This is a genomic window from Streptococcus mitis SK575, from assembly GCF_000257865.1.
GTDB classification, from domain to species: Bacteria; Bacillota; Bacilli; order Lactobacillales; family Streptococcaceae; genus Streptococcus; species Streptococcus mitis_CQ.
The window spans coordinates 54136-77107 of sequence record NZ_AICU01000077.1 but is presented as its reverse complement, the minus strand read 5'-3'; the positions used below and the strand labels follow the sequence as shown (position 1 = coordinate 77107).

General features: G+C 39.7%; 22 protein-coding genes, 2 tRNA genes and 3 pseudogenes. 19 read left to right on the top strand and 8 right to left on the bottom strand.

The genetic code is table 11. From position 1 onward, the window contains the following. Positions 1-17 precede the first annotated feature (17 nt). The 5 genes from lysS to HMPREF1048_RS10025 form a co-directional block, all read right to left on the bottom strand. Complete coding sequence (gene lysS, locus HMPREF1048_RS10045; protein WP_000102450.1) at positions 18-1508, bottom strand: lysine--tRNA ligase; 1491 nt, start codon at positions 1506-1508, stop codon at positions 18-20. 137 nt (positions 1509-1645) lie between these two features. Continuing rightward, complete coding sequence (locus HMPREF1048_RS10040; protein WP_000780829.1) at positions 1646-2263, bottom strand: histidine phosphatase family protein; 618 nt, start codon at positions 2261-2263, stop codon at positions 1646-1648. After that, positions 2263-2745, bottom strand: coding sequence for an aminoacyl-tRNA deacylase (locus HMPREF1048_RS10035; protein ID WP_001085922.1), 483 nt, complete (start codon positions 2743-2745; stop codon positions 2263-2265). The genes HMPREF1048_RS10040 and HMPREF1048_RS10035 overlap by 1 nt, the downstream gene beginning before the upstream one ends. After that, positions 2745-3587 carry a DUF368 domain-containing protein gene (locus HMPREF1048_RS10030; RefSeq protein ID WP_000954108.1) on the bottom strand — a complete coding sequence of 281 codons (843 nt, stop codon included), beginning with the start codon at positions 3585-3587 and terminating at the stop codon, positions 2745-2747. Before HMPREF1048_RS10030 ends, HMPREF1048_RS10035 begins: the two co-directional genes overlap by 1 nt. 94 nt (positions 3588-3681) lie before the next feature. Next, complete coding sequence (locus HMPREF1048_RS10025) at positions 3682-4482, bottom strand: glycoside hydrolase family 25 protein (RefSeq protein WP_004249114.1); 801 nt, start codon at positions 4480-4482, stop codon at positions 3682-3684. Positions 4483-4638: 156 nt separating this feature from the next. Here HMPREF1048_RS10025 and glmU point away from each other — a divergent pair, with 156 nt between their 5' ends. The 8 genes and pseudogenes from glmU to HMPREF1048_RS13505 form a co-directional block, all read left to right on the top strand. Next, a complete protein-coding gene (glmU, locus tag HMPREF1048_RS10020) occupies positions 4639-6018 on the top strand; it encodes a bifunctional UDP-N-acetylglucosamine diphosphorylase/glucosamine-1-phosphate N-acetyltransferase GlmU (protein ID WP_000073764.1) in 1380 nt (459 codons plus the stop codon). A 9-nt stretch (positions 6019-6027) separates the two neighbouring features. Then, on the top strand, positions 6028-6573 hold the full coding sequence (locus HMPREF1048_RS10015) for an NUDIX hydrolase (RefSeq protein WP_000393818.1): 546 nt from the start codon (positions 6028-6030) through the stop codon (positions 6571-6573). An 11-nt stretch (positions 6574-6584) separates the two neighbouring features. Beyond that, entirely contained in the window at positions 6585-6896 is a 312-nt protein-coding gene (macP, locus tag HMPREF1048_RS10010; RefSeq protein WP_000517862.1) for a cell wall synthase accessory phosphoprotein MacP, read from the top strand. Between the two features lie 16 nt (positions 6897-6912). Further along, on the top strand, positions 6913-7605 hold the full coding sequence (locus tag HMPREF1048_RS10005; protein ID WP_000689767.1) for a 5'-methylthioadenosine/adenosylhomocysteine nucleosidase: 693 nt from the start codon (positions 6913-6915) through the stop codon (positions 7603-7605). A 76-nt stretch (positions 7606-7681) separates the two neighbouring features. Then, a complete protein-coding gene (gene rocS, locus HMPREF1048_RS10000; protein ID WP_000021242.1) occupies positions 7682-8173 on the top strand; it encodes a chromosome segregation protein RocS in 492 nt (163 codons plus the stop codon). 98 nt (positions 8174-8271) lie between these two features. Beyond that, positions 8272-8862, top strand: a complete 591-nt coding sequence (locus HMPREF1048_RS09995) for a 3'-5' exonuclease (RefSeq protein WP_000440238.1) — start codon at positions 8272-8274, stop codon at positions 8860-8862. Between the two features lie 8 nt (positions 8863-8870). Next, on the top strand, positions 8871-10634 hold the full coding sequence (locus HMPREF1048_RS09990; protein WP_000801743.1) for a glycerophosphoryl diester phosphodiesterase membrane domain-containing protein: 1764 nt from the start codon (positions 8871-8873) through the stop codon (positions 10632-10634). A gap of 356 nt (positions 10635-10990) precedes the next feature. Next, positions 10991-11237: pseudogene (locus tag HMPREF1048_RS13505) on the top strand (IS5/IS1182 family transposase); the annotation flags it as partial. 25 nt (positions 11238-11262) lie between these two features. On the opposite strand, the gene HMPREF1048_RS09980 reads toward HMPREF1048_RS13505, so the two are convergent. Next, a complete protein-coding gene (locus HMPREF1048_RS09980; RefSeq protein WP_000073953.1) occupies positions 11263-11697 on the bottom strand; it encodes a DUF6556 family protein in 435 nt (144 codons plus the stop codon). Positions 11698-11835: 138 nt separating this feature from the next. On the opposite strand from HMPREF1048_RS09980, the gene HMPREF1048_RS09975 reads away from it, so the two are divergent. From HMPREF1048_RS09975 to HMPREF1048_RS09955, 5 genes are all read left to right on the top strand, one after another. After that, the gene (locus tag HMPREF1048_RS09975; RefSeq protein WP_000638910.1) at positions 11836-12978 is read left to right on the top strand and encodes a cysteine desulfurase family protein; all 1143 of its coding nucleotides are present in this window, start codon (positions 11836-11838) and stop codon (positions 12976-12978) included. Positions 12979-12986: 8 nt separating this feature from the next. Next, positions 12987-14201, top strand: a complete 1215-nt coding sequence (gene thiI, locus HMPREF1048_RS09970; RefSeq protein WP_001200051.1) for a tRNA uracil 4-sulfurtransferase ThiI — start codon at positions 12987-12989, stop codon at positions 14199-14201. Between the two features lie 136 nt (positions 14202-14337). Then, the gene (locus HMPREF1048_RS09965; protein ID WP_001076727.1) at positions 14338-15162 is read left to right on the top strand and encodes an alpha/beta hydrolase; all 825 of its coding nucleotides are present in this window, start codon (positions 14338-14340) and stop codon (positions 15160-15162) included. A gap of 18 nt (positions 15163-15180) precedes the next feature. Beyond that, on the top strand, positions 15181-15921 hold the full coding sequence (locus HMPREF1048_RS09960; protein ID WP_000546758.1) for an esterase family protein: 741 nt from the start codon (positions 15181-15183) through the stop codon (positions 15919-15921). Positions 15922-15933: 12 nt separating this feature from the next. Next, positions 15934-17100 (top strand): ATP-grasp domain-containing protein, encoded by a 1167-nt coding sequence (locus HMPREF1048_RS09955; RefSeq protein WP_001108614.1) that lies wholly within the window; start codon positions 15934-15936, stop codon positions 17098-17100. A 46-nt stretch (positions 17101-17146) separates the two neighbouring features. On the opposite strand, the pseudogene HMPREF1048_RS09950 reads toward HMPREF1048_RS09955, so the two are convergent. Further along, positions 17147-17296: pseudogene (locus tag HMPREF1048_RS09950) on the bottom strand (hypothetical protein); the annotation flags it as partial. Positions 17297-17489: 193 nt separating this feature from the next. Beyond that, a pseudogene (locus tag HMPREF1048_RS09945) lies at positions 17490-17731 on the bottom strand (IS630 transposase-related protein); the annotation flags it as partial. A gap of 306 nt (positions 17732-18037) precedes the next feature. On the opposite strand from HMPREF1048_RS09945, the gene HMPREF1048_RS09940 reads away from it, so the two are divergent. From HMPREF1048_RS09940 to rpsA, 6 genes are all read left to right on the top strand, one after another. After that, on the top strand, positions 18038-19060 hold the full coding sequence (locus HMPREF1048_RS09940) for a branched-chain amino acid aminotransferase (protein ID WP_000218998.1): 1023 nt from the start codon (positions 18038-18040) through the stop codon (positions 19058-19060). 22 nt (positions 19061-19082) lie between these two features. After that, positions 19083-21050 carry a peptide ABC transporter substrate-binding protein gene (locus HMPREF1048_RS09935; RefSeq protein ID WP_000837409.1) on the top strand — a complete coding sequence of 656 codons (1968 nt, stop codon included), beginning with the start codon at positions 19083-19085 and terminating at the stop codon, positions 21048-21050. 98 nt (positions 21051-21148) lie between these two features. Next, positions 21149-21379: a DUF2969 domain-containing protein gene (locus tag HMPREF1048_RS09930; RefSeq protein ID WP_000037113.1), complete on the top strand. Its 231-nt coding sequence runs from the start codon at positions 21149-21151 to the stop codon at positions 21377-21379. Positions 21380-21428: 49 nt separating this feature from the next. Next, a tRNA-Tyr gene (locus HMPREF1048_RS09925) sits at positions 21429-21509 on the top strand. Between the two features lie 9 nt (positions 21510-21518). Next, positions 21519-21590 (top strand) — tRNA-Gln (locus HMPREF1048_RS09920). Between the two features lie 161 nt (positions 21591-21751). Continuing rightward, complete coding sequence (rpsA, locus tag HMPREF1048_RS09915) at positions 21752-22954, top strand: 30S ribosomal protein S1 (RefSeq protein WP_001001630.1); 1203 nt, start codon at positions 21752-21754, stop codon at positions 22952-22954. The last annotated feature ends 18 nt before the right edge of the window (positions 22955-22972 follow it).

Genomic DNA, 22972 nt, shown 5'->3' with positions numbered 1-22972 from the left:
GAGATTTTCGAAGAGTATTATTTCATTGTTGGGAAGAGCAATACATCACGGATAGTAGTTGTATCAGTGAGAAGCATGCAGAGACGGTCGATACCGATTCCCAAACCACCTGTTGGTGGCATACCGTATTCAAGAGCCTCGATGTAGTCATAATCGATACCTGTTGCTTCATCGTCACCAAGTTCTTTAGCTTTAGCTTGGGCTTCAAAGCGACTAAGTTGGTCGATTGGATCGTTGAGCTCAGTAAAGGCATTACCGTACTCCTTAGTCATGATGAAGAGCTCGAAACGGTCAGTAAAGCGTTGGTCTTCAGGATTCTTCTTAGCGAGTGGAGATACAGCTACTGGATGTCCATAGACAAAGGTTGGTTGGATCAAGGTTTCTTCAACAAACTCTTCAAAGAAGGCATTGATAATGTGACCAACTTCAGTGTAGTGTTTCTCAACTGGAACTTTCTTCTCAGCAGCAATAGCTTTGGCTTCCTCGAAAGTCATATCTTGCCAGAAATCGACACCAGTAATTTCTTTAATAGCATCCACCATGTGAACACGTTTAAATGGTTCGTTAATCTTGATTTCAGTACCTTGATAGTTGACTGGACCATCACCTTTAACTGATTTAGCAGCGTGTTGGATAATGCCTTCAGTCAAGTCCATGATATCTTGGAAGTCTGCATAAGCTTGGTAAACTTCGATAGAAGTGAACTCAGGGTTATGAGTAGCGTCCATTCCTTCGTTACGGAAGATACGGCCAATTTCATAGACGCGTTCCATACCACCGACGATAAGGCGTTTTAAGTGAAGCTCAGTTGCGATACGAAGGACCATGTCAATGTTTTGGGCATTGTGGTGAGTGATAAATGGACGGGCAGCAGCACCACCAGCTTCGTTGTGAAGAACAGGTGTCTCCACTTCAAGGAATCCTTTTTGGTCAAGGTAACGACGAATTTCAGAGATGATTTTTGAACGAGTGACAAAGCGTTCGAAGCTCTCACGGTTAGAAATCAAGTCAAGGTAACGTTTACGGTAAATTGTTTCAACGTCTGTCAAACCATGGAATTTCTCTGGTAAAGGACGAAGAGCCTTAGACAAGTGTGTGATGTGAGTAGCCTTGATAGAGAGTTCTCCCATATCTGTACGCATCACTTCGCCTTCGACACCAAGGAAGTCACCAAGGTCTGCTTTTTTGAAGATTTCGTAGTTTTCTTCGCCGACAGCATCTTTACGAACGTAGATTTGGATTTGACCTTCGCGGTCTTGAAGGTGGGCAAATCCAACTTTACCTTTACCACGTTTGGTTACCAAGCGTCCTGCGATAGTAGCTGTTTCGTTTTTATCATGTAATTGTTCTTTATCGAGGTCAGCATATTTATCTTTTAATTCTTGTGAATTTGCAGTACGTTCAAAGCGTTTTCCAAAGGGATCGATTCCTTGTTCACGGAGCGCAGCCATTTTTTCACGGCGAACGATCTGCTGGTCATTTAGTTCTTCCATATGTTCTGTTGACATGGGATCCTCCTAGTTTTACTCAAAATTGAATACGATGAGTCATTTTTTGCGATACTCCCATTTTATCATAAATAACCAAGAAATTCACGGATAATCTTTCAAAACTAAAAAGAACTTGACGATAAAATCAAGTTCTGTTATTGATAGGAAGTATCATTCCACGTATCAAGAGTGAATGTTTCAAAATCATGGGTTTCTAAAATTGTCAGGCTGGCATTTGCTAGACCACCATCTTTACGAAGAAGAGGCTCTTTATAACCTAGAAGAGTACGAAGACTGGCAGTAAGATTAGCGCCGTGGCCGACAATTAGAATACGTTCAACCGGACTATCTTTAAGTGATTTGATAAATTGGATGGTCCGTTGGGTTGTGCTATAGAGGGATTCGGCTCCGAACATTTGAGTGTCAAACTTAGCAAGATTTGAACGGAAAGCCTGGATTTGTTGCGGGTAAATAGCTTCCAAAGTTGCGATTTTCAAACCTTCTAATTTCCCCAGCTGCCATTCACGGAGGTTAGGAACACTTTCTAAAGGACAGGGTGTCTGGAGTTGACTTTGGATAATCTTCGCAGATTTAACCGCTCGGGGTAAATCACTTGAATAAATCTGATCAAAAGGAATATCCTTGAGATACTGGCCAAGTCGTTTTAGGGTGTCAATGGATTCAGGAAGAAGGGGAGAATCACCACTAGCACCTTGAAAGCGTCCTTCTTGGTTCCAGACGGTACGACCGTGGCGGACAAAGTAGAGTTTCATTACTTGCTGTCCTCCAAAATATCTGCAAAGTCAGCCTTTACAAAGCTAGCCAAGTCTTGTGGTGCGACGATAATGCTGTGACCAACTTCACCAGCAGAGACAATCATTTGATCCAAGTCTAGGGCGATCTTATCGATAAAAATGGGGTAATTGTGTTTCTGACGAATGCCGACAGGATTATTGGCTCCATGAATGTAGCCAGTTGTTTTTTCCAAGTCCTTTTGTGGAATCATGCTCACTTTTTTATTGCCAGAAATTTTGGCTAGTTTCTTTTCAGACAAGTGTTGAGTGATAGGGACAATTCCGATAATCGGTCCTGTTTTATCTCCCAAAAGAGCCAAGGTTTTGAAAATCTGATCTCGTTCATAACCTTGAGGAAGCTCTCCTTCCAGGGCATTGATTTGAATCCCCTGATGTTGGATACCTGCTTTAGACAGGATTTGTTCTACTAATGTTTTTTTGACTTTAACTTTTTTTGCCATTATTTATACTTATCCTCCAATTGGCTCATCCAAATACCAAGCCAGATTCCCAGTGCAAAGAAGAAGGCGATGATGACATACCCAACAAGTGAAAGGCCTGTGTATTGGATACTCTCAGCGTTTCCTGCATTTGGAATCAAGATCAAAAGGGTGCTTGATAAGACGATTCCGATGATGAAATGATAGACGCGTGAGTGATAGTTGTTTAAGGCATAATCCATCAATTTTGAAAAAATAATGAGAGTTCCACCTGCCCCGATTCCAATCGGGAAGAAGGTTCCCAAGAGATCAAAGGTTTTAAAACCAGTCAACATAGGAGCATAGAGGCCCAAAATCAAAAGTAGATTTGATGGACTGAGACCAGGCACCAATACGCCAAGAGCCAGCAGTGCACCTGCTAAGACGAAATTAAGAAAGCTGGCACTTAAGGTTCCAACAACAAAATTTAAGGCATAGAGACCTAGTCCAGAAATGATAAAGGTTGTCCAGAACCAAGCTAAATCAATCTTGTCTCGGTCAGATTCTCGAGTTGATTCCTTGAGGAGACTAGGAACTGTACCAATAATGGCACCCGCAAAGCTCCATAAGACAAAGACCTGATAATTTTCAAGCAAGTATCCAATCGGGTAAGAAAATAAGCCAATTCCCAGAAGCATACCGATGGCAACTGGAATAAAGTACAAAACATTTTCTTTAAAGTCCTTAAAGGGGTGGGCCAGAAAGCCAATCATCCGTTCGTAAATTCCTAAGATTGCTGCTAGAACCCCTCCGGAAATTCCCGGTAGGATAAATCCAAGAGCAATTACAATCCCTTTAATAAGGCGTGCTAACCATGAGAGCATATTTTTCCTCCAACTATTTCTATTTCAAAAAATCCTTACTATATTGTATCACAATCAAACACAAAAAGAAAAAGCAAATGCTAAACAAATGCTTTTAAGGTTTTAAAAAGAGTTTTCTAAAGGTTTCTTCTTTGTTTTTTAAGGAAGAAATGACGTTGATATCTAAATCGTGGTCAAAGCCAGCAATTTTTCCTTTAGAAGTGTACTGGTGGATGTCGTAATCTAAGTCCGTATTAGGTTTGCTTTCGAAAAATCCAGTATTTGAACCGTATGAAGGAATCCAAACAGAGGTAAACTTGTCTGTATCAATACTGTGTTCTTCCATGAAGTAGACCCCAACGTAGATGCCGATATTTTTTGCACCAAGTGATTCTAGCTTTGCTCGAAAGGCTTCAACACCCTCGTTCATATTGGACATGGTTTTTTCTTCTACGTCTAGCCAATAATAACTAGGGCTGTATGGTGAAGAGGCGTTATAAAAAACTTCAGCAGCCTTTTCCATTTCTTGGACACTTTTTCCAGCTAAATAAGCATAGACACCAACTGGGACATTTCGTTTTTGAAACTCCGTGATATGGGTTTTAAAGGCTTTATCTACCCCATTAACAAAGGCAGCATCGTTCTCTTTGGACGTTTGAGCGCCACTATGGACGCGAACAATAGCTCCAGAAATGTTTTGGGACAGAGTATCATAATTAATTTCCTCAGGACGCTGCCAACCAGAAACATCAATTACTGGTTTATCTATATTGTGTAGCGCTTGTGTTTCTACTTGCGCTATATTTGACTTTGTTTTTACAGGATGGTCCTCAAAACGAGGGCGATTCAGGATTAAAATGAAAATCATAATCCCCAAAAAACCAAATAAAATAAGCGGATTAATTTTCTTTCTCATATCTCATAATTTTACCTTAAAAATGAAAAAAAATCAAAAAAAAATACTCAAAAAATGGGTTAAGGAAAGGACTTTGGAGTATTTTTTCATTCAAGGGAGCGGAATGATTTGAAATATGGTATAATAAAAGGGAATTTCTAGAGAAAAGAGAAGATTATGTCAAATTATGCCATTATTTTAGCAGCGGGTAAAGGGACTCGCATGAAATCTGATTTGCCAAAAGTGTTGCACAAGGTTGCGGGTATTTCTATGCTGGAACATGTTTTCCGTAGTGTGGGAGCTATCCAACCTGAAAAGACAGTAACAGTTGTAGGACACAAGGCAGAATTGGTTGAGCAGGTCTTGGCTGGACAGACAGAATTTGTGACTCAAGCTGAACAGTTAGGGACTGGCCATGCAGTTATGATGACAGAGCCTATCCTAGAAGGTTTGTCAGGTCACACCTTGGTCATTGCAGGGGATACTCCTTTAATCACAGGTGAAAGCTTGAAAAACTTGATTGATTTCCACATCAATCATAAAAATGTGGCCACTATCTTGACTGCTGAAACAGATAATCCTTTTGGCTATGGACGAATTGTTCGTAATGAGAATGCTGAGGTTCTTCGCATTGTTGAGCAGAAGGATGCTACAGATTTTGAAAAGCAAATCAAGGAAATCAACACTGGAACATATGTTTTTGACAACGAGCGTTTGTTTGAGGCTTTGAAAAATATCAATACCAACAATGCTCAAGGTGAATACTATATTACAGATGTCATTGGCATTTTCCGTGAAGCTGGTGAAAAAGTTGGTGCTTATACTTTGAAAGATTTTGATGAAAGTCTTGGGGTAAATGACCGTGTGGCACTTGCGACAGCTGAGTCAGTTATGCGTCGTCGCATCAATCATCAACACATGGTCAATGGTGTTAGCTTTGTCAATTCAGAAGCAACTTATATTGATATTGACGTTGAGATTGCGCCCGAAGTTCAAATCGAAGCTAACGTTACCTTGAAAGGGCAAACGAAAATTGGTGCTGAGACTGTTTTGACAAATGGAACGTATGTAGTGGACAGCACTATCGGAGCAGGAGCTGTTATTACTAACTCTATGATTGAAGAAAGTACTGTTGCTGACGGCGTGACAGTCGGCCCTTATGCCCACATTCGTCCAGGTTCAAGTCTAGCTGCCCAAGTCCATATTGGAAACTTTGTTGAGGTGAAAGGCTCTTCTATCGGAGAGAATACCAAGGCTGGTCATTTGACTTATATCGGGAACTGTGAAGTGGGTAGCAAGGTTAATTTCGGTGCAGGAACTATTACAGTCAACTATGATGGCAAAAACAAATACAAGACAGTCATTGGCAACAATGTCTTTGTTGGTTCAAATTCAACCATTATTGCGCCAGTTGAGTTAGGTGACAATTCTCTCGTTGGTGCTGGTTCAACTATTACCAAAGACGTGCCAGCGGATGCGATTGCGATTGGTCGTGGTCGTCAGGTCAACAAAGATGAATATGCGACACGCCTTCCTCATCATCCTAATAATCAGTAGGAGTCTGTCATGGAATTTGAAGAAAAAACGCTTAGTCGAAAAGAAATCTATCAAGGACCAATTTTTAAACTGGTCCAAGATCAGGTTGAATTACCAGAAGGCAAGGGAACTGCCCAACGTGATTTGATTTTCCACAATGGAGCTGTCTGTGTTTTAGCCGTAACCGATGAGCAAAAACTCATCTTGGTCAAGCAGTACCGTAAAGCTATTGAGGCTGTCTCTTACGAAATTCCAGCTGGAAAACTGGAAGTAGGAGAAAATACAGACCCTGTTGCAGCAGCTCTGCGTGAATTAGAGGAAGAAACAGCCTATACAGGGAAATTAGAACTCTTGTACGACTTTTACTCAGCCATTGGCTTTTGTAATGAAAAGTTAAAACTATACCTAGCGAGCGACTTGACAAAGGTGAAAAATCCGCGTCCACAGGATGAAGATGAGACCTTGGAAGTTCTTGAAGTGAGCTTAGAAGAAACTAAGGAATTGATCCAATCAGGTCATATTTGTGATGCCAAGACAATTATGGCTATACAGTATTGGGAATTGCACAAAAAATAGAGGAGGTCAGTATGGGTAAACCTTTATTAACGGATGAAATGATTGAAAGAGCTAATAGAGGCGAAAAAATTTCAGGTCCCCCTTTGCTAGATGATGAGGAGACCAAGATTTTACCAACCTCTTCTTCCCGTTTTGGTTATGCCAATCCTAAGGAACATGGTTTTAGCCAGGAAACCTTGAAGATTCAGGTCGAACCGTCTATTCATAAAAGCCGTCGCATTGAAAATACCAAGAGAAATGTTTTCAATTCTAAACTGAATAAAATCTTATTTGCAGTCATCTTTCTCTTAATTTTGCTTGTCTTAGCAATGAAACTTTTGTAATAGAAAAGGAATTGAAATGAAAATAGGAATTATTGCGGCTATGCCAGAAGAACTGGCTTATCTGGTCCAGCATTTAGACAATGCCCAAGAGCAAGTTGTTTTGGGGAATACCTATCACATAGGAAGCATTGCCTCTCATGAAGTCGTTCTTGTAGAAAGTGGAATTGGTAAGGTCATGTCTGCTATGAGTGTGGCGATTTTGGCTGATCATTTCCAAGTGGATGCTTTTATTAACACAGGATCAGCTGGGGCCGTCGCAGAAGGTATCGCTGTTGGGGATGTTGTGATTGCTGACAAATTAGCCTATCATGACGTGGATGTCACAGCTTTTGGTTATGCCTATGGGCAAATGGCGCAACAACCGCTTTATTTCGAATCAGATAAAACCTTTGTTGCTCAAATCCAAGAGAGTTTATCTCAATTGGACCAGAACTGGCATCTTGGTTTGATTGCTACAGGAGATAGTTTTGTCGCAGGAAATGACAAGATAGAAGCGATTAAGTCCCATTTTCCAGAAGTTTTAGCCGTTGAGATGGAGGGGGCAGCTATTGCTCAGGCAGCGCATGCTCTTAATCTTCCAGTCTTAGTTATCCGAGCTATGAGTGACAATGCCAACCATGAAGCAAACATCTCTTTTGATGAGTTTATTATCGAAGCTGGACGTCGCTCTGCCCAAGTCTTATTAACCTTTTTGAAGGCCTTAGATTAAGCGAAAATTTGACAGTTTTTCTAGCTTATGATAAGATTTAAGTAAAGAAAAGCTAGAAAACGTTTCAGAGGATATTATGAGTATTGAAATGACCGTCAGTGAGATTGCAGAGGTTTTAGGATTATCTCGTCAAGCAATCAATAACCGTGTCAAAGAATTACCAGAAGAAGACACAGATAAAAATGACAAAGGGGTAACAGTCGTTACCAGAAGTGGCTTGATTAAGCTAGAAGAAATCTATAAAAAAACGATTTTTGAAGATGAGCCTGTCAGTGAAGATGTCAAGCAACGTGAACTGATGGAGATTCTAGTTGATGAGAAGAATGCAGAAATTCTGCGTCTCTATGAACAATTAAAGGCCAAGGATCGTCAGTTATCAGAAAAAGACGAGCAGATGCGTATCAAAGACCGTCAGATTGCTGAGAAAGACAAACAACTGGATCAGCAGCAACAATTGACCCTTCAAGCCATGAAGGATCAAGAAAATCTTAAGCTAGAGCTGGACCAAGCAAAAGAAGAAGTCCAATCCACTAAGAAAGGCTTTTTTGCTCGTTTATTTGGAGGATAATCAAGGAGCTGTTTAGGTTACATGCTAACCTGATGGCTTCTTTTGTTTCTAAATAGTATAGTTGCTCAATTAAAATAACAGTATAGGAGAGGTAAAGAATGGAACGATTAGAAGATTACATTGCTTTTGATTTAGAATTTAATCAGCATGAAGGACAAACACACTTGATTCAAGTATCGGCAGTGCGTTTTAAAGATGGTCAGGAAATCGATGCCTATGATTCCTATGTCCATACTAGTGTGCCTCTAAAAAGTTTTATCAATGGATTGACTGGAATTACAGCTGAAACCTTAAAAGATGCTCCACCAGTAGAGGAAGTTATAAAAGCATTCCAAGAGTTTGTGGGTTCTTTGCCAATGGTAGGTTACAATGCTGCTAAAAGTGATTTGCCTATTCTAGCAGAGCATAGTTTAGACTACAGCCTGCAATATAAGGTGGATTTGTATGATGAAGCATTTGAACGTCGGAGTTCGGATTTACATGGTATTGCCAATCTCAAATTGCAGACCGTTGCCTCATTTCTCGGATTTCAAGGACAGTCCCATAATAGCTTGGAGGATGCTCGAATGACGGCGCGTGTTTACGAGTCCTTTCTAGAGTCGGATCAAGCTAGAGAATTGTTAGAGACAGAAAGTAGCCTATCAAACAATCCTTTTGGTGGCTTGGACTTGTCTCAATTATTTGACTAGGAGTGCCTATGAAACCTGAAAAACCTAAAAATCTAGGTTTTAGGAAAATCTACTTTAATCTAGATAAAATTCTCTTTCTCTTTTTCTTGATATTCCTGATGATTGAGTTTGTCTGGTTACCACTTAATTCTTGGATTGCTGGACTTTTACTCCGTCAGACAGGTTATCTCTTTCTTTCCTACAACAATATTTTTGCTATTATAAAGGGTTCTCCTTTTGTTAGTCTTGCTTTATTTGTTTTGGTAATTGCTAATTTACTGATTGCCTATTACCAGATAGGACTTCTCTTTATCGGAGCTCGACACCTCCTCTATCATGAAAAGAGAACCTTGCTGGAGTACAGTCGCAAGGTCTTTCGCCAAAGTTTCTTGTTTATGAGGCAAGTGACGATTTCCAAAATGGCCTTTATCTTCTTTTATGTCATGATGCTCTTTCCATTGATTCGAAAGATTTTAAAGATTTATTACCTTAATAAAATTGTCATTCCGGAATTCATAGTAGCCTATGTAGAAGATAAGTACTGGTTGGTCGGTTTGGTAATCACTGTTCTAGCCTTGTTGCTGTTTTACATTTCAATACGTTTGATGTTTGCCCTACCCCAGCTTTTATTTGAGAAAAAAACAGTCAAAGAAGCAGTCAGATACAGTCTAGAGAAGACGAAAAGGCAATCTTGGTTTTATATTTGGAACTTGCTCTGGATTATCGTCAAAACGTATCTATTTTTCATTCTTCTCCTCATTCCAATCTTAGCAAGTCAGGTACTGATGGATGGTCTGACCCATAAGGAATCTCTTGTATTAGGAATCATTAATTTTGTCTTGATTAAGAATTTCCACTATATGGCCTTGACTTACTTTCTCATTAAGTTTGTTTCCTTCTTAACGGGAGAAGAACTAGAAATCACACCAAGGAGAAAGAAAGACCACTGGATGAGATGGGGAGTGATGGGCTGTGCTTGTATCTTTTTCGCTCTTGAGGGTTATGTTTATTTAGAAGCTCCAGTTTCACATAAACCTTTAATTATCTCTCATCGCGGTGTTTCAGATAAAAATGGTGTTCAAAATACCGTCCAATCACTAGAAAAAACCGCTCAGTTATCTCCAGATTTCGTTGAGACAGATGTTCAGGAAACAAAAGATGGCCAGTTTGTCATGATGCATGATGCCAATATCAAAAATTTGACAGGTGTTAATGCCAATCCTCAGGATCTAACTTTGAAAGAATTAACCAAACTTGATATTTCAGAAAATGGTTATCATAGCAAGGTGTCTAGTTTTGATGACTATCTCAATAAAGCCAATGAATTGCATCAGAAACTTCTTATTGAGATTAAAACCAGTCGAAAAGATAGCCCAGATATGATGAAACGCTTTATGGAAAAATATGGCACGGTTCTTAAGCAGAATGGTCACCAAATGCAATCTTTAGACTACCATGTGATTGATCAGGTTTTAGCCTACGATACTCAAATTCCCGTCTATTTCATCCTGCCTTATAATAGTATTTTTCCAAGAACAAAAGCCACAGGTTACACCATGGAGTATTCAACTTTAGATGAAAATTTTGTCAACAAGCTTTGGAATACCGATCAGAAATTGTACGTGTGGACCATCAATAGTTCAGAGTCCTTTGATAAATCTGTTCAGTTAGGAGCTGATGGCATGATAACAGATGACTTGGAAATGATTCAAGAGCAGGTTACCATTGCCCAAGAAGACCCAGAGTACACGGATTTACTGTTTAAACAGGCGATGGAGTTCTTTAATTTTTAGTAAAAAAAGAGGTTGAGCAAAAAATCACCTCTAAAATATCAAAAAAACGAGCGATGTATCAGTTGGATATGCTCGTTTTATTATGCCATGGTTTATAATTGATACCCAATGAAAATCAAAGAGCAAACTAGGAAGCTAGCCGCAGGTTGCTCAAAGTACAACTTTGAGGTTGCAGATAAAACTGACGAAGTCAGTAACCATATCTACGGTAAGGTGATGCTGACGTGGTTTGAAGAGATTTTCGAAGAGTATGAAATAAGAATAAAACAGGAAGTAATGCCTATGAAGTGGTTGAACTAGGTTATTTATGTCAGATGTAAAAGGGTTACTAACTTCTGCGTGAAGAAGGCTTTTGAATTTATGTCAAACAGAAAATGGATGTTTTCCCTTTTGGGGCAGATGAGAGAGTATTTTTGGCATGTGCAGAGTTTATGTTAGAAATAAATAAACTGTCATAACATCGCTAGGATTCATCTTTATGAGTATGAATCTCACAAAATTGGTCAAGAATCTAGCATCTAAAACATCAATTATACAAAAACACAGTCTCTCTTTAGCTTGATTGTGGTCAAGACAGAAGTTACTGCGCAGTTTTATTTTTGAGTTGATTTTTTCTTAGATCATGTGCTTACTGAGGATTGCTTTTATTTTCTGAAGTTGGAGTATTATTGGACTGTTTTTCACTAGCAGTGGCAGGTTTACTTGGAGTAGGAGTAGAAGAATCCTGAGTTGCTGTTTTCTGCTCTTCTTTTTTATCTTCCTTGACGCTAGATTTTGGCGTTTCTTCTTGTTGTGCTTTTTCTTGACTAGTATTATTTTCCTTATTGGGACTGGTGTTTTCCTTAGGGGCTTCCTTTTGGATTTCTTTGACAATGGTTGTCGTCTGGCTTGTCGTAGGTTCTTTTTTAGTATTTTTGTTATTATCCAAGGCGTTCATAATCGTGATAGTCGCAGTAATCAAGCCAAGGATACTACCGATAGTAGCAACGGTTTTTTGAAAGACCGTGAAGCCTTTTTTGATGTGTTCTGTTTTTGGTTTTGAAGTTCTACGATAATTAGACATACATTCTCTCCTTTAATTAAAATTTATTATACCGCAATTCTTTAAAAAAATCTTAAAAAAAGAGGAATTGCCCTTTCTTGTCGCAGGCTCCGTTTCATGATACAATAGAAGAAGTGATTTTAGAAAGCGTGAGAAAACATGATTTACTTTGATAATTCGGCGACGACCAAGCCCTATCCTGAAGCACTTGAAACTTATATGCAGGTCGCTTCAAAAATTTTAGGAAATCCATCTAGTCTCCATCGTTTGGGAGACCAGGCAACACGAATTTTAGATGCTTCCCGTCAACAGATTGCAGATTTAATCGGTAAGAAAAGTGATGAAATCTTCTTTACATCTGGTGGAACAGAAGGTGATAACTGGGTTATCAAGGGTGTGGCCTTTGAAAAAGCCCAGTTTGGCAAGCACATCATCGTATCAGCCATTGAACATCCAGCAGTCAAGGAATCAGCTCTTTGGTTGAAATCTCAAGGTTTTGAAGTGGATTTTGCTCCAGTAGATGAGAAAGGATTTGTAGATGTTGAGGCGCTAGCAGATATGATACGACCAGATACGACCCTCGTTTCCATCATGGCAGTTAACAATGAAATCGGCTCTGTTCAGCCCATTGAGGCTATTTCAGAACTGTTAGCAGACAAGCCGACTATTTCCTTCCACGTTGATGCGGTTCAGGCACTTGCCAAGATTCCTACTGAAAAATATTTGACAGAACGAGTGGATTTTGCAACTTTCTCTAGTCACAAGTTTCACGGAGTTCGAGGGGTTGGATTTGTCTATATCAAGTCTGGCAAGAAGATTACACCTCTTTTAACAGGTGGTGGTCAGGAGCGCGACTATCGTTCGACAACTGAAAATGTTGCAGGGATTGCAGCGACAGCCAAGGCCCTCCGTTTGTCTATGGAAAAGCTAGATATCTTTAGTAGTAAGACAGGACAGATGAAGGCAGTGATTCGTCAAGCACTTTTAGATTATCCAGATATATTTATATTTTCAGATGAGGAAGACTTTGCCCCTCATATCCTGACTTTTGGAATCAAGGGTGTTCGTGGTGAAGTCATCGTTCACGCCTTTGAAGACTATGATATTTTCATCTCAACGACCTCTGCTTGTTCGTCCAAGGCTGGGAAACCTGCAGGTACCTTGATTGCCATGGGAGTGGACAAGGATAAGGCCCAGTCAGCCGTGCGTTTAAGCCTAGACCTTGAAAATGATATGAGTCAGGTCGAGCAGTTTTTGACCAAGTTAAAATTAATTTACAACCAAACTAGAAAAGTAAGATAGGAGCATTCATGCAGTATTCAGAAATTATGATTCGCTACGGAGAGCTGTCAACCAAGGGTAAAAACCGTATGCGTTTCATCAATAAACTTCGCAAAAATATTTCAGACGTTTTGTCAATCTATCCCCAAGTTAAGGTAACGGCGGATCGCGACCGTGCCCATGCTTATCTCAACGGAGCAGATTACACAGCAGTAGCAGAATCACTCAAACAAGTTTTTGGAATTCAAAATTTTTCTCCTGTTTATAAGGTTGAAAAGTCTGTAGAAGTTCTGAAGTCTTCTGTTCAAGAGATTATGCAGGACATCTACAAGGAAGGCATGACCTTTAAAATCTCTAGCAAGCGTAGCGACCACACCTTTGAACTTGATAGTCGTGAACTCAACCAAACGCTTGGAGGAGCTGTTTTTGAAGCCATTCCAAATGTGCAAGCTCAAATGAAAAATCCTGATATCAATCTCCAAGTGGAGATTCGAGAAGAGGCAGCCTACCTTTCTTATGAAACTATTCGTGGGGCCGGTGGTTTGCCAGTTGGAACTTCAGGTAAAGGGATGCTTATGTTGTCGGGAGGGATTGATTCACCTGTAGCTGGTTATCTAGCGCTTAAGCGTGGGGTAGATATTGAGGCAGTTCATTTTGCCAGCCCACCTTACACGAGTCCTGGTGCTCTTAAAAAAGCCCAAGATTTGACCCGGAAATTAACCAAGTTTGGTGGAAATATCCAGTTTATCGAAGTTCCCTTTACAGAGATTCAAGAGGAAATCAAGGCCAAGGCGCCAGAAGCCTATCTCATGACCTTGACTCGTCGCTTTATGATGCGGATTACTGACCGTATTCGTGAGGTACGAAATGGTTTAGTTATCATCAATGGGGAAAGTCTTGGTCAAGTAGCCAGTCAAACTCTTGAAAGTATGCAGGCTATTAACGCTGTGACCAACACTCCCATCATTCGTCCTGTGGTTACCATGGACAAGTTGGAAATCATTGACATCGCCCAGGAAATCGATACCTTTGACATTTCAATCCAACCGTTTGAAGACTGTTGTACGATTTTTGCACCAGATCGCCCAAAGACTAATCCTAAGATTAAGAATGCAGAGCAGTATGAAGCACGTATGGATGTTGAAGGCTTAGTTGAGCGAGCAGTGGCTGGAATTATGATTACTGAGATTACACCTCAAGCTGAAAAAGATGAAGTCGATGACTTGATTGATAGTCTACTATAATCAGAAAATCCAAAAGAATTTAGAAAATTAAATGAAAAAGTTAGTTTTTAATTCCAAAAATGGAAGCAAAACTAACTTTTTTTCTATAATTGTGATATAATAAAATAAAATTTTGAATATAGAGAGTTTTCTGACAATGAATCAATCCTACTTTTATCTAAAAATGAAAGAACACAAACTCAAGGTTCCTTATACAGGTAAGGAGCGCCGTGTACGTGTTCTTCTGCCTAAAGATTATGAGAAAGACACGAATCGTTCCTATCCTGTTGTTTACTTTCATGACGGGCAAAATGTTTTTTATAGCAAGGAGTCTTTCATTGGTCATTCATGGAAGATTATACCAGCTATTAAGCGTAATCCTGATATCAGTCGCATGATTGTCGTAGCCATTGACAATGATGGTATGGGGCGGATGAATGAGTATGCGGCTTGGAAGTTCCAAGAATCTCCTATCCCAGGGCAGCAGTTTGGCGGTAAGGGTGTGGAATATTCTGAGTTTGTCATGGAGGTGGTCAAGCCTTTTATCGATGAAACTTATCGTACAAAAGCAGACCGCCAGCATACAGCTATGATTGGTTCCTCACTAGGAGGCAATATTACCCAGTTTATCGGTTTGGAATACCAAGACCAAATTGGTTGCTTGGGCGTCTTTTCATCTGCCAACTGGCTCCACCAAGAAGCCTTTAACCGCTATATCGAGCGTCAGCAACTATCGCCTGACCAGCGTATCTTTATCTATGTTGGAACAGAAGAAGCAGATGATACAGACAAGACCTTGATGGCTGGCAATATCAAACAAGCCTATATCGACTCATCGCTTCGCTATTACCATGATTTGATAGCAGGGGGAGTACACTTGGGCAATCTTGTTTTGAAAGTTCAGTCTGGTGCCATCCATAGTGAAATCCCTTGGTCGGAGAATTTACCAGACTGTCTGAGATTTTTTGCAGAAAACTGGTAAAGTAAGAAAGGAGAAAATATGCATATTGAACATCTTAGCCACTGGAGTGGCAATCTTAACCGTGAAATGTACCTTAACCGTTATGGTCATGCTGGGATTCCAGTTGTGGTCTTTGCTTCATCAGGTGGTAGTCACAATGAATACTATGATTTTGGCATGATTGATGCTTGTGCTTCCTTTATTGAGGAAGGCCGTGTTCAGTTCTTTACCCTATCCAGTGTAGACAGTGAGAGTTGGTTGGCCACTTGGAAACATGGTCATGACCAGGCGGAGATGCATCGTGCCTACGAACGTTATGTGATTGAAGAGGCCATTCCTTTTATCAAGCATAAGACAGGTTGGTTTGATGGTATGATGACGACAGGTTGCTCCATGGGCGCCTACCATGCAGTCAACTTTTTTCTCCAACATCCAGATGTCTTTACCAAGGTGATTGCTCTTAGTGGTGTTTACGATGCACGTTTCTTTGTCGGCGATTACTACAATGACGATGCCATTTACCAAAACTCGCCAGTAGATTATATCTGGAACCAGAACGACGGCTGGTTTATTGACCGTTATCGTCAGGCAGAGATTGTGCTTTGTACGGGTCTCGGTGCCTGGGAACAAGATGGCTTGCCATCCTTCTACAAGCTTAAAGAAGCCTTTGACCAGAAACAAATTCCAGCCTGGTTTGCTGAATGGGGACACGATGTCGCCCACGACTGGGAATGGTGGCGCAAACAAATGCCTTATTTCCTTGGAAATCTCTATTTATAAAAGGAGTTACCTATGAATTACCTTGTTATTTCTCCCTACTATCCGCAAAACTTTCAACAGTTTACCATCGAACTTGCCAATAAAGGTATCACCGTCTTGGGAATTGGTCAGGAACCTTACGAGCAACTGGATGAGCCCTTGCGCAATAGCCTGACCGAGTATTTCCGTGTTGATAATCTTGAGAACATAGACGAAGTCAAACGTGCAGTTGCTTTTCTCTTTTATAAACATGGTCCTATCGACCGCATCGAATCTCATAATGAATACTGGCTTGAGTTGGATGCAACACTCAGAGAACAATTCAATGTTTTTGGTGCCAAACCAGAGGATCTCAAAAAGACTAAATTTAAGTCTGAAATGAAGAAACTTTTCAAAAAAGCAGGTGTCCCTGTGGTACCTGGAGCTGTTATCAAGACGGAAGCAGATGTTGATAAAGCTGTGAAAGAAATCGGTCTTCCAATGATTGCCAAGCCTGATAATGGAGTCGGAGCAGCCGCAACCTTTAAGCTTGAGACAGAAGACGATATCAATCACTTCAAGTCTGAGTGGGATCATTCAACTGTTTATTTCTTTGAGAAATTTGTCACCTCTAGCGAAATTTGTACCTTTGATGGTCTTGTGGATAAGGATGGTAAAATTGTCTTCTCAACAACCTTTGATTACGCCTATACACCGCTTGATCTCATGATTTACAAGATGGACAATTCCTACTATGTGCTCAAGGATATGGATCCTAAACTGCGAAAGTATGGGGAAGCGATTGTCAAGGAATTTGGTATGAAAGAACGTTTCTTCCATATCGAGTTTTTCCGTGAAGGGGATGATTATATTGCCATCGAGTACAATAACCGCCCTGCGGGTGGTTTCACTATTGATGTTTATAACTTTGCTCACTCTTTGGATCTCTATCGTGGATATGCTGCTATTGTAGCAGGAGAAGAGTTCCCAGCGTCAGACTTTGAAGCTCAATATTGTTTAGCTACATCCCGTCGTGCAAATGCTCATTATGTCTATTCTGAGGAGGACTTGCTTGCCAAATACAGCCAGCAGTTCAAGGTTAAAAAAATCATGCCAGAGGCTTTTGCGGAACTTCAAGGAGATTACCTTTATATGCTGACAACTCCTAGTCGACAAGAAATGGATCAGATGATTGCAGATTTCGGACAACGTCAAGCTTAAAGGACTATAGGGTTAAGGAAAATGACTTTCTTAATCCTTTTGTTTTTTATGAGAAACACAGCAGATTGAAACAAGAATAGGACCAAACAGCCTCGTAAAAGATATTACAACTTGGTAATACCTTTTTGAGGTGCTTTTTGATATGAGCCCAGGTTTTCTCAATAAGATTGTACTCAGGTGAGTGGGGAGGAATAAGAAATAAAGCTACTTTTCTGGGGCTTGTTCATAGTAGGTATGATTCTTTTTTTCGAGTGTAGCCTATAGCTTTGAGAGCATAGTGGATAGTATAGTAGATTGAAATAAGATGTGAACAAAGTGATTGAGAAAGTCAATTTTTTCTAAAAATGTTTTAGCAACCGTAATGTGCTATTCTAGATTCAATACGCTATAGTTGGATGACAGCCAAATTCAGAAGCTATTTCAGTCAAATAAGCGTCTGGATTGTCGGTAAGATAGTTTTTAAGTCTGTCTCTATCAACTTTTCTTGGTTTTGTTCCTTTTACTTGATGGTTTAGATCACCTATTTTCTCTTTTAGATAATGGTATTACGTGAGATTTGGAATTCTGTTATACTACCTGTTCGCTTACAATAGGCAAGAACTTTTTTACGTAAATCTATTGAATATGGTATAAGATGACTGTACCACATTGTGTACTATCTTTAGTTCATTTTATCATATCTCTGTCGAAACAGGTTACTAATATTAATGTACGGGCTCTATGTATGTCAAAAATAAGTTCAATTATTGAATAGATTTCACTAAATGAGATAGAAGAATAATTTGAGCCTTTTATGCAATCTCCATATAGGATTAATTACTATTGATACCTTAGGTTTTTTATTGAAGAAATTTTCTGAAAATTACAAAATATACTTGCTATTTTAGAAAAAAAGTGTAGAATATAAGAAATAGGTTTTTAGAATAAGGAGTGGAATATGACAGTAACGATTGATTGGGAGAACCTTGGTTTCTCCTATATGAAATTACCTTATCGCTATATTGCTCATTTTAAAAATGGACAATGGGATCAAGGAGAGCTCACAGAGGATGCAACTTTGCATATTTCAGAGTCTTCTCCAAGTCTTCACTATGGTCAACAAGCCTTTGAAGGTTTGAAAGCTTACCGTACTAAGGATGGTAGTGTTCAACTTTTCCGTCCTGATGAAAATGCTAAACGTCTGCAACGGACATGTGACCGTCTCTTGATGCCACAAGTTCCGACAGACATGTTTGTAGAAGCTTGTAAGGCAGTTGTCCGCGCAAATGAAGAATACGTACCACCATATGGAACAGGTGGAACCCTTTATCTTCGTCCACTTTTGATTGGTGTTGGAGATATTATCGGGGTTAAACCAGCAGAAGAATACATTTTCACCATCTTTGCTATGCCAGTTGGAAATTACTTTAAGGGTGGATTGGTTCCAACCAACTTCTTAATTCAGGATGAATACGACCGTGCAGCGCCAAATGGTACAGGTGCAGCTAAAGTTGGTGGGAACTATGCTGCCAGTCTCTTGCCAGGGAAATTGGCCAAGTCACGCCACTTCTCAGATGTTATCTATCTAGACCCATCAACTCATACAAAGATTGAAGAAGTCGGTTCAGCTAACTTCTTTGGAATTACAGCTGATAATGAATTTGTAACACCATTGAGTCCATCTATCTTGCCATCTATTACTAAGTATTCTTTGCTTTATTTGGCAGAACACCGCTTGGGCTTGACTCCTATTGAGGGGGATGTCCCAATTGATAACCTTGACCGTTTTGTAGAGGCAGGTGCCTGTGGTACAGCAGCAGTTATTTCGCCAATTGGTGGAATTCAGCACGGTGATGATTTCCATGTATTCTATAGTGAAACAGAAGTTGGCCCTGTGACTCGTAAACTTTATGATGAATTGACAGGTATTCAGTTTGGTGATATTGAAGCGCCAGAAGGTTGGATTGTAAAAGTAGATTAAAATAAACAAAAGGAGATTTTTGATGAAATCGAAAAAGTGGCTCTTAACAGCAGGAGTGGTCCTGAGCACAACAGCTCTTTTAGTGGCTTGTGGAAAAGCTGATAAAGAAGCAGATGCACCGACAACATTTTCATATGTCTATGCAGTAGATCCAGCATCTTTGGACTATAGTATAGCGACTCGTACATCTACAACAGATGTCATCGGGAACGTGGTTGATGGCTTGATGGAAAACGACCAGTACGGAAATGTTATTCCTTCCTTGGCTGAGGATTGGTCTGTGTCAAAAGATGGGTTGACTTATACCTACAAACTTCGTAAAGGAGTTAAATGGTACACTTCTGAAGGTGAAGAATATGCAGAAGTAACAGCCCATGACTTTGTAACAGGATTGAAACACGTAGCTGACGGTAAGTCAGACGGTGTCTCTCTCATCCAAAATTCAATTAAGGGATTGGATGCCTACATGACTGGTGAGACCAATGATTTCTCTACAGTTGGTGTTAAGGCCTTGGATGATTATACAGTTGAATATACCCTAAACAAACCAGAAAGTTTCTGGAATTCTAAAGTTACAACAGCGACGATGTTGCCTGTAAATGAAGAGTTTTTGAAGGCATCAGGTAAAGATTATGGAGCAGTTACTCCAGCAGGTATTCTTTACAATGGTCCTTATATCTTGAAGACCTTGACTTCTAAATCGTTAATCGAATACGAGAAAAATCCAAACTACTGGGATAAAGAAAAGGTAAAAATCGAGAAGATCAAATTGACCTACTACGATGGTTCAGATCAGGAATCGTTGATTCGTAGCTTCTCTTCAGGTGCCTATACGACAGCCCGCCTCTTCCCAAGTAGCTCAAACTTTGCTTCAACTTTGGAACAATACGGAGATAAAATCACTTATAGTCCACAGGACTCAAGTAGCTATTACTTCACCTTTAACGTAAATCGTCAGTCATATAATAAAACTGCGAAAACAAGTGAAGAGCAAAAGACTTCTACAAAAGAAGCTATGCTTAATAAGGACTTCCGTCAGGCTATCAACTTTGCCTTCAACCGCCATTCTTATGCTGCCCAGCTAAATGGTGAAGACGGTGCGGACAAGATTATTCGTAACAGCCTCGTTCCTGACAACTTTGTACAAGCAGGTGGTAAGAACTTTGGTCAAATCGCTCAATCAGAGTTGGTGAACTACGGTGACCAATGGAAAGGTGTTGAGCTAGTTGACGGTAAGGACTCTATCTACAACCCTGACAAGGCTAAAGCAGCATTTGAAAAAGCTAAGAAAGACTTAGAATCTAAAGGGGTAACTTTCCCAATTCACTTGGATGTCCCAGTTGAACAAACAGATACCATCGCTGTTCAACAAAGCAACTCTTTCAAACAGTCAATCGAATCAACTCTTGGTGCTGAAAATGTTGTCATCGATGTTCTTCAAATGACAGATAATGAAAAGGAAACAATCACTTCTCAAGCGCGTGTTCCTTCTCAAAAAGACTATGATTTGAACAGTACAGGATGGGCTCCAAGCTATCAAGACCCAGCATCTTACTTGAATATCATGGACCCTAAATCAGGTTCTGCTATGAAACACCTTGGTATTACTAAAGGGAAAGATAAGGATGTTGTAGCGAAACTTGGTTTGGACCAGTATAAGAAATTATTGGATGATGCAGATTCAGAAACTACGAATCTTGAAGAACGCTATGAAAAATATGCCAAGGCTCAAGCTTGGTTGACAGATAGTTCATTATTGATGCCAACAGCTTCATCTGGTGGTTCTCCAGTTGTAAGTAATGTCGTGCCATTCTCAAAACCATACTCACAAGTTGGTATTAAAGGTGACCCATATATCTTTAAAGGAATGAAATTGCAAAAAGATATCGTTACAACAAAAGAATATGAAGAAGCACTGAAAAAATGGCAAAAAGAAAAATTGGAATCAAATGGTAAGTACCAAAAAGAACTAGAAAAACATATTAAATAAAGCAGAAAACTCTATATCAGACTTGGAATGATATAGAGTTTTTTCTTGCTAGTTTTGGGATTTTCTTGTAAAATAGAAAAAGTGAAGAGAGGTATGAAATGAGTAAGAAAGATAAAAAAATCGAAATTCAAGTAGCAGATGCCAAAGTTAATGTGGGAAAAGATAGTTTTGAAGGCTATACCTTGACCATTGGTAAAAAAGTTATCGGAGAAATTGCCGAATTAGATGGACAATTTGCCATCATAAAGAATGGGAATGTCGATAGTTTTTATAAAAAATTGGAAAAAGCTGTGGAAATTTTGATTGAAAATTATAATTTAGCAAAATAAGTCTTGTTTTTTTGAAATTTTCATGATATAATAGTCCATGTTGATTGTAGGAGAGATAGCGAAGAGGCTAAACGCGGCGGACTGTAAATCCGCTCCTTCGGGTTCGGGGGTTCGAATCCCTCTCTCTCCATTTCATCAATGGGGTATAGCCAAGCGGTAAGGCAAGGGACTTTGACTCCCTCATGCGTTGGTTCGAATCCAGCTACCCCAGTTCTTAGGTAATAATCAAGATAAAAAGCAAAATATCTTAGGGTATTTTATTTTTATAATTGAAAGACGTGAACGATATGAACATGTCCTTGCGGGTGCTTAGGAAAAAAATTATAAGTATGTCAAGTTTAAGAAAAACTTGATTGTTGGAGGATTTTTTAGATGAACGAATTTGAAGATTTGCTAAATAGCGTTAGCCAAGTTGAGACTGGTGATGTTGTTAGTGCTGAAGTATTGACAGTTGATGCGACTCAAGCTAACGTTGCAATCTCTGGAACTGGTGTTGAAGGTGTCTTGACTCTTCGCGAATTGACAAACGATCGCGATGCAGATATCAATGACTTTGTTAAAGTAGGAGAAGTATTGGATGTTCTTGTACTTCGTCAAGTAGTTGGTAAAGATACTGATACAGTTACATACCTTGTATCTAAAAAACGCCTTGAAGCTCGCAAAGCATGGGACAAACTTGTTGGTCGCGAAGAAGAAGTTGTTACTGTTAAAGGAACTCGTGCCGTTAAAGGTGGACTTTCAGTAGAATTTGAAGGTGTTCGTGGATTTATCCCAGCTTCAATGTTGGATACTCGTTTCGTACGTAACACTGAGCGTTTTGTAGGTCAAGAATTTGATGCTAAAATCAAAGAAGTTGACGCAAAAGAAAACCGCTTCATCCTTTCACGTCGTGAAGTTGTTGAAGCAGCTACTGCAGCAGCTCGTGCTGAAGTATTCGGTAAATTGGCTGTTGGTGATGTTGTAACTGGTAAAGTTGCTCGTATCACAAGCTTCGGTGCTTTCATCGATCTTGGTGGTGTTGACGGATTGGTTCACTTGACTGAATTGTCACACGAACGTAACGTATCACCAAAATCAGTTGTAACTGTTGGTGAAGAAATTGAAGTGAAAATCCTTGATCTTAACGAAGAAGAAGGACGTGTATCACTTTCACTTAAAGCAACAACACCTGGACCATGGGATGGCGTTGAGCAAAAATTGGCTAAAGGTGATGTAGTAGAAGGAACAGTTAAACGTTTGACTGACTTCGGTGCATTTGTTGAAGTATTGCCAGGTATCGATGGACTTGTTCACGTATCACAAATTTCACACAAACGTATTGAAAATCCTAAAGAAGCTCTTAAAGTTGGTCAAGAAGTTAAAGTTAAAGTTCTTGAAGTTAACGCAGATGCAGAGCGCGTATCACTTTCTATCAAAGCTCTTGAAGAGCGTCCAGCTCAAGAAGAAGGACAAAAAGAAGAAAAACGTGCTGCTCGTCCACGTCGTCCAAAACGTCAAGAAAAACGTGATTTCGAACTTCCAGAAACACAAACAGGATTCTCAATGGCTGACTTGTTCGGTGATATCGAACTTTAATCAAATTGAAAATTCACA

Bases quoted from the DNA above. Each gene is read 5' to 3' on its own strand.
- lysS (WP_000102450.1), bottom strand. From the start codon at position 1,508: ATGTCAACAGAACATATGGAAGAACTAAATGACCAGCAGATCGTTCGC.
- HMPREF1048_RS10040 (WP_000780829.1), bottom strand. From the start codon at position 2,263: ATGAAACTCTACTTTGTCCGCCACGGTCGTACCGTCTGGAACCAAGAA.
- HMPREF1048_RS10035 (WP_001085922.1), bottom strand. From the start codon at position 2,745: ATGGCAAAAAAAGTTAAAGTCAAAAAAACATTAGTAGAACAAATCCTG.
- HMPREF1048_RS10030 (WP_000954108.1), bottom strand. From the start codon at position 3,587: ATGCTCTCATGGTTAGCACGCCTTATTAAAGGGATTGTAATTGCTCTT.
- HMPREF1048_RS10025 (WP_004249114.1), bottom strand. From the start codon at position 4,482: ATGAGAAAGAAAATTAATCCGCTTATTTTATTTGGTTTTTTGGGGATT.
- glmU (WP_000073764.1), top strand. From the start codon at position 4,639: ATGTCAAATTATGCCATTATTTTAGCAGCGGGTAAAGGGACTCGCATG.
- HMPREF1048_RS10015 (WP_000393818.1), top strand. From the start codon at position 6,028: ATGGAATTTGAAGAAAAAACGCTTAGTCGAAAAGAAATCTATCAAGGA.
- macP (WP_000517862.1), top strand. From the start codon at position 6,585: ATGGGTAAACCTTTATTAACGGATGAAATGATTGAAAGAGCTAATAGA.
- HMPREF1048_RS10005 (WP_000689767.1), top strand. From the start codon at position 6,913: ATGAAAATAGGAATTATTGCGGCTATGCCAGAAGAACTGGCTTATCTG.
- rocS (WP_000021242.1), top strand. From the start codon at position 7,682: ATGAGTATTGAAATGACCGTCAGTGAGATTGCAGAGGTTTTAGGATTA.
- HMPREF1048_RS09995 (WP_000440238.1), top strand. From the start codon at position 8,272: ATGGAACGATTAGAAGATTACATTGCTTTTGATTTAGAATTTAATCAG.
- HMPREF1048_RS09990 (WP_000801743.1), top strand. From the start codon at position 8,871: ATGAAACCTGAAAAACCTAAAAATCTAGGTTTTAGGAAAATCTACTTT.
- HMPREF1048_RS09980 (WP_000073953.1), bottom strand. From the start codon at position 11,697: ATGTCTAATTATCGTAGAACTTCAAAACCAAAAACAGAACACATCAAA.
- HMPREF1048_RS09975 (WP_000638910.1), top strand. From the start codon at position 11,836: ATGATTTACTTTGATAATTCGGCGACGACCAAGCCCTATCCTGAAGCA.
- thiI (WP_001200051.1), top strand. From the start codon at position 12,987: ATGCAGTATTCAGAAATTATGATTCGCTACGGAGAGCTGTCAACCAAG.
- HMPREF1048_RS09965 (WP_001076727.1), top strand. From the start codon at position 14,338: ATGAATCAATCCTACTTTTATCTAAAAATGAAAGAACACAAACTCAAG.
- HMPREF1048_RS09960 (WP_000546758.1), top strand. From the start codon at position 15,181: ATGCATATTGAACATCTTAGCCACTGGAGTGGCAATCTTAACCGTGAA.
- HMPREF1048_RS09955 (WP_001108614.1), top strand. From the start codon at position 15,934: ATGAATTACCTTGTTATTTCTCCCTACTATCCGCAAAACTTTCAACAG.
- HMPREF1048_RS09940 (WP_000218998.1), top strand. From the start codon at position 18,038: ATGACAGTAACGATTGATTGGGAGAACCTTGGTTTCTCCTATATGAAA.
- HMPREF1048_RS09935 (WP_000837409.1), top strand. From the start codon at position 19,083: ATGAAATCGAAAAAGTGGCTCTTAACAGCAGGAGTGGTCCTGAGCACA.
- HMPREF1048_RS09930 (WP_000037113.1), top strand. From the start codon at position 21,149: ATGAGTAAGAAAGATAAAAAAATCGAAATTCAAGTAGCAGATGCCAAA.
- rpsA (WP_001001630.1), top strand. From the start codon at position 21,752: ATGAACGAATTTGAAGATTTGCTAAATAGCGTTAGCCAAGTTGAGACT.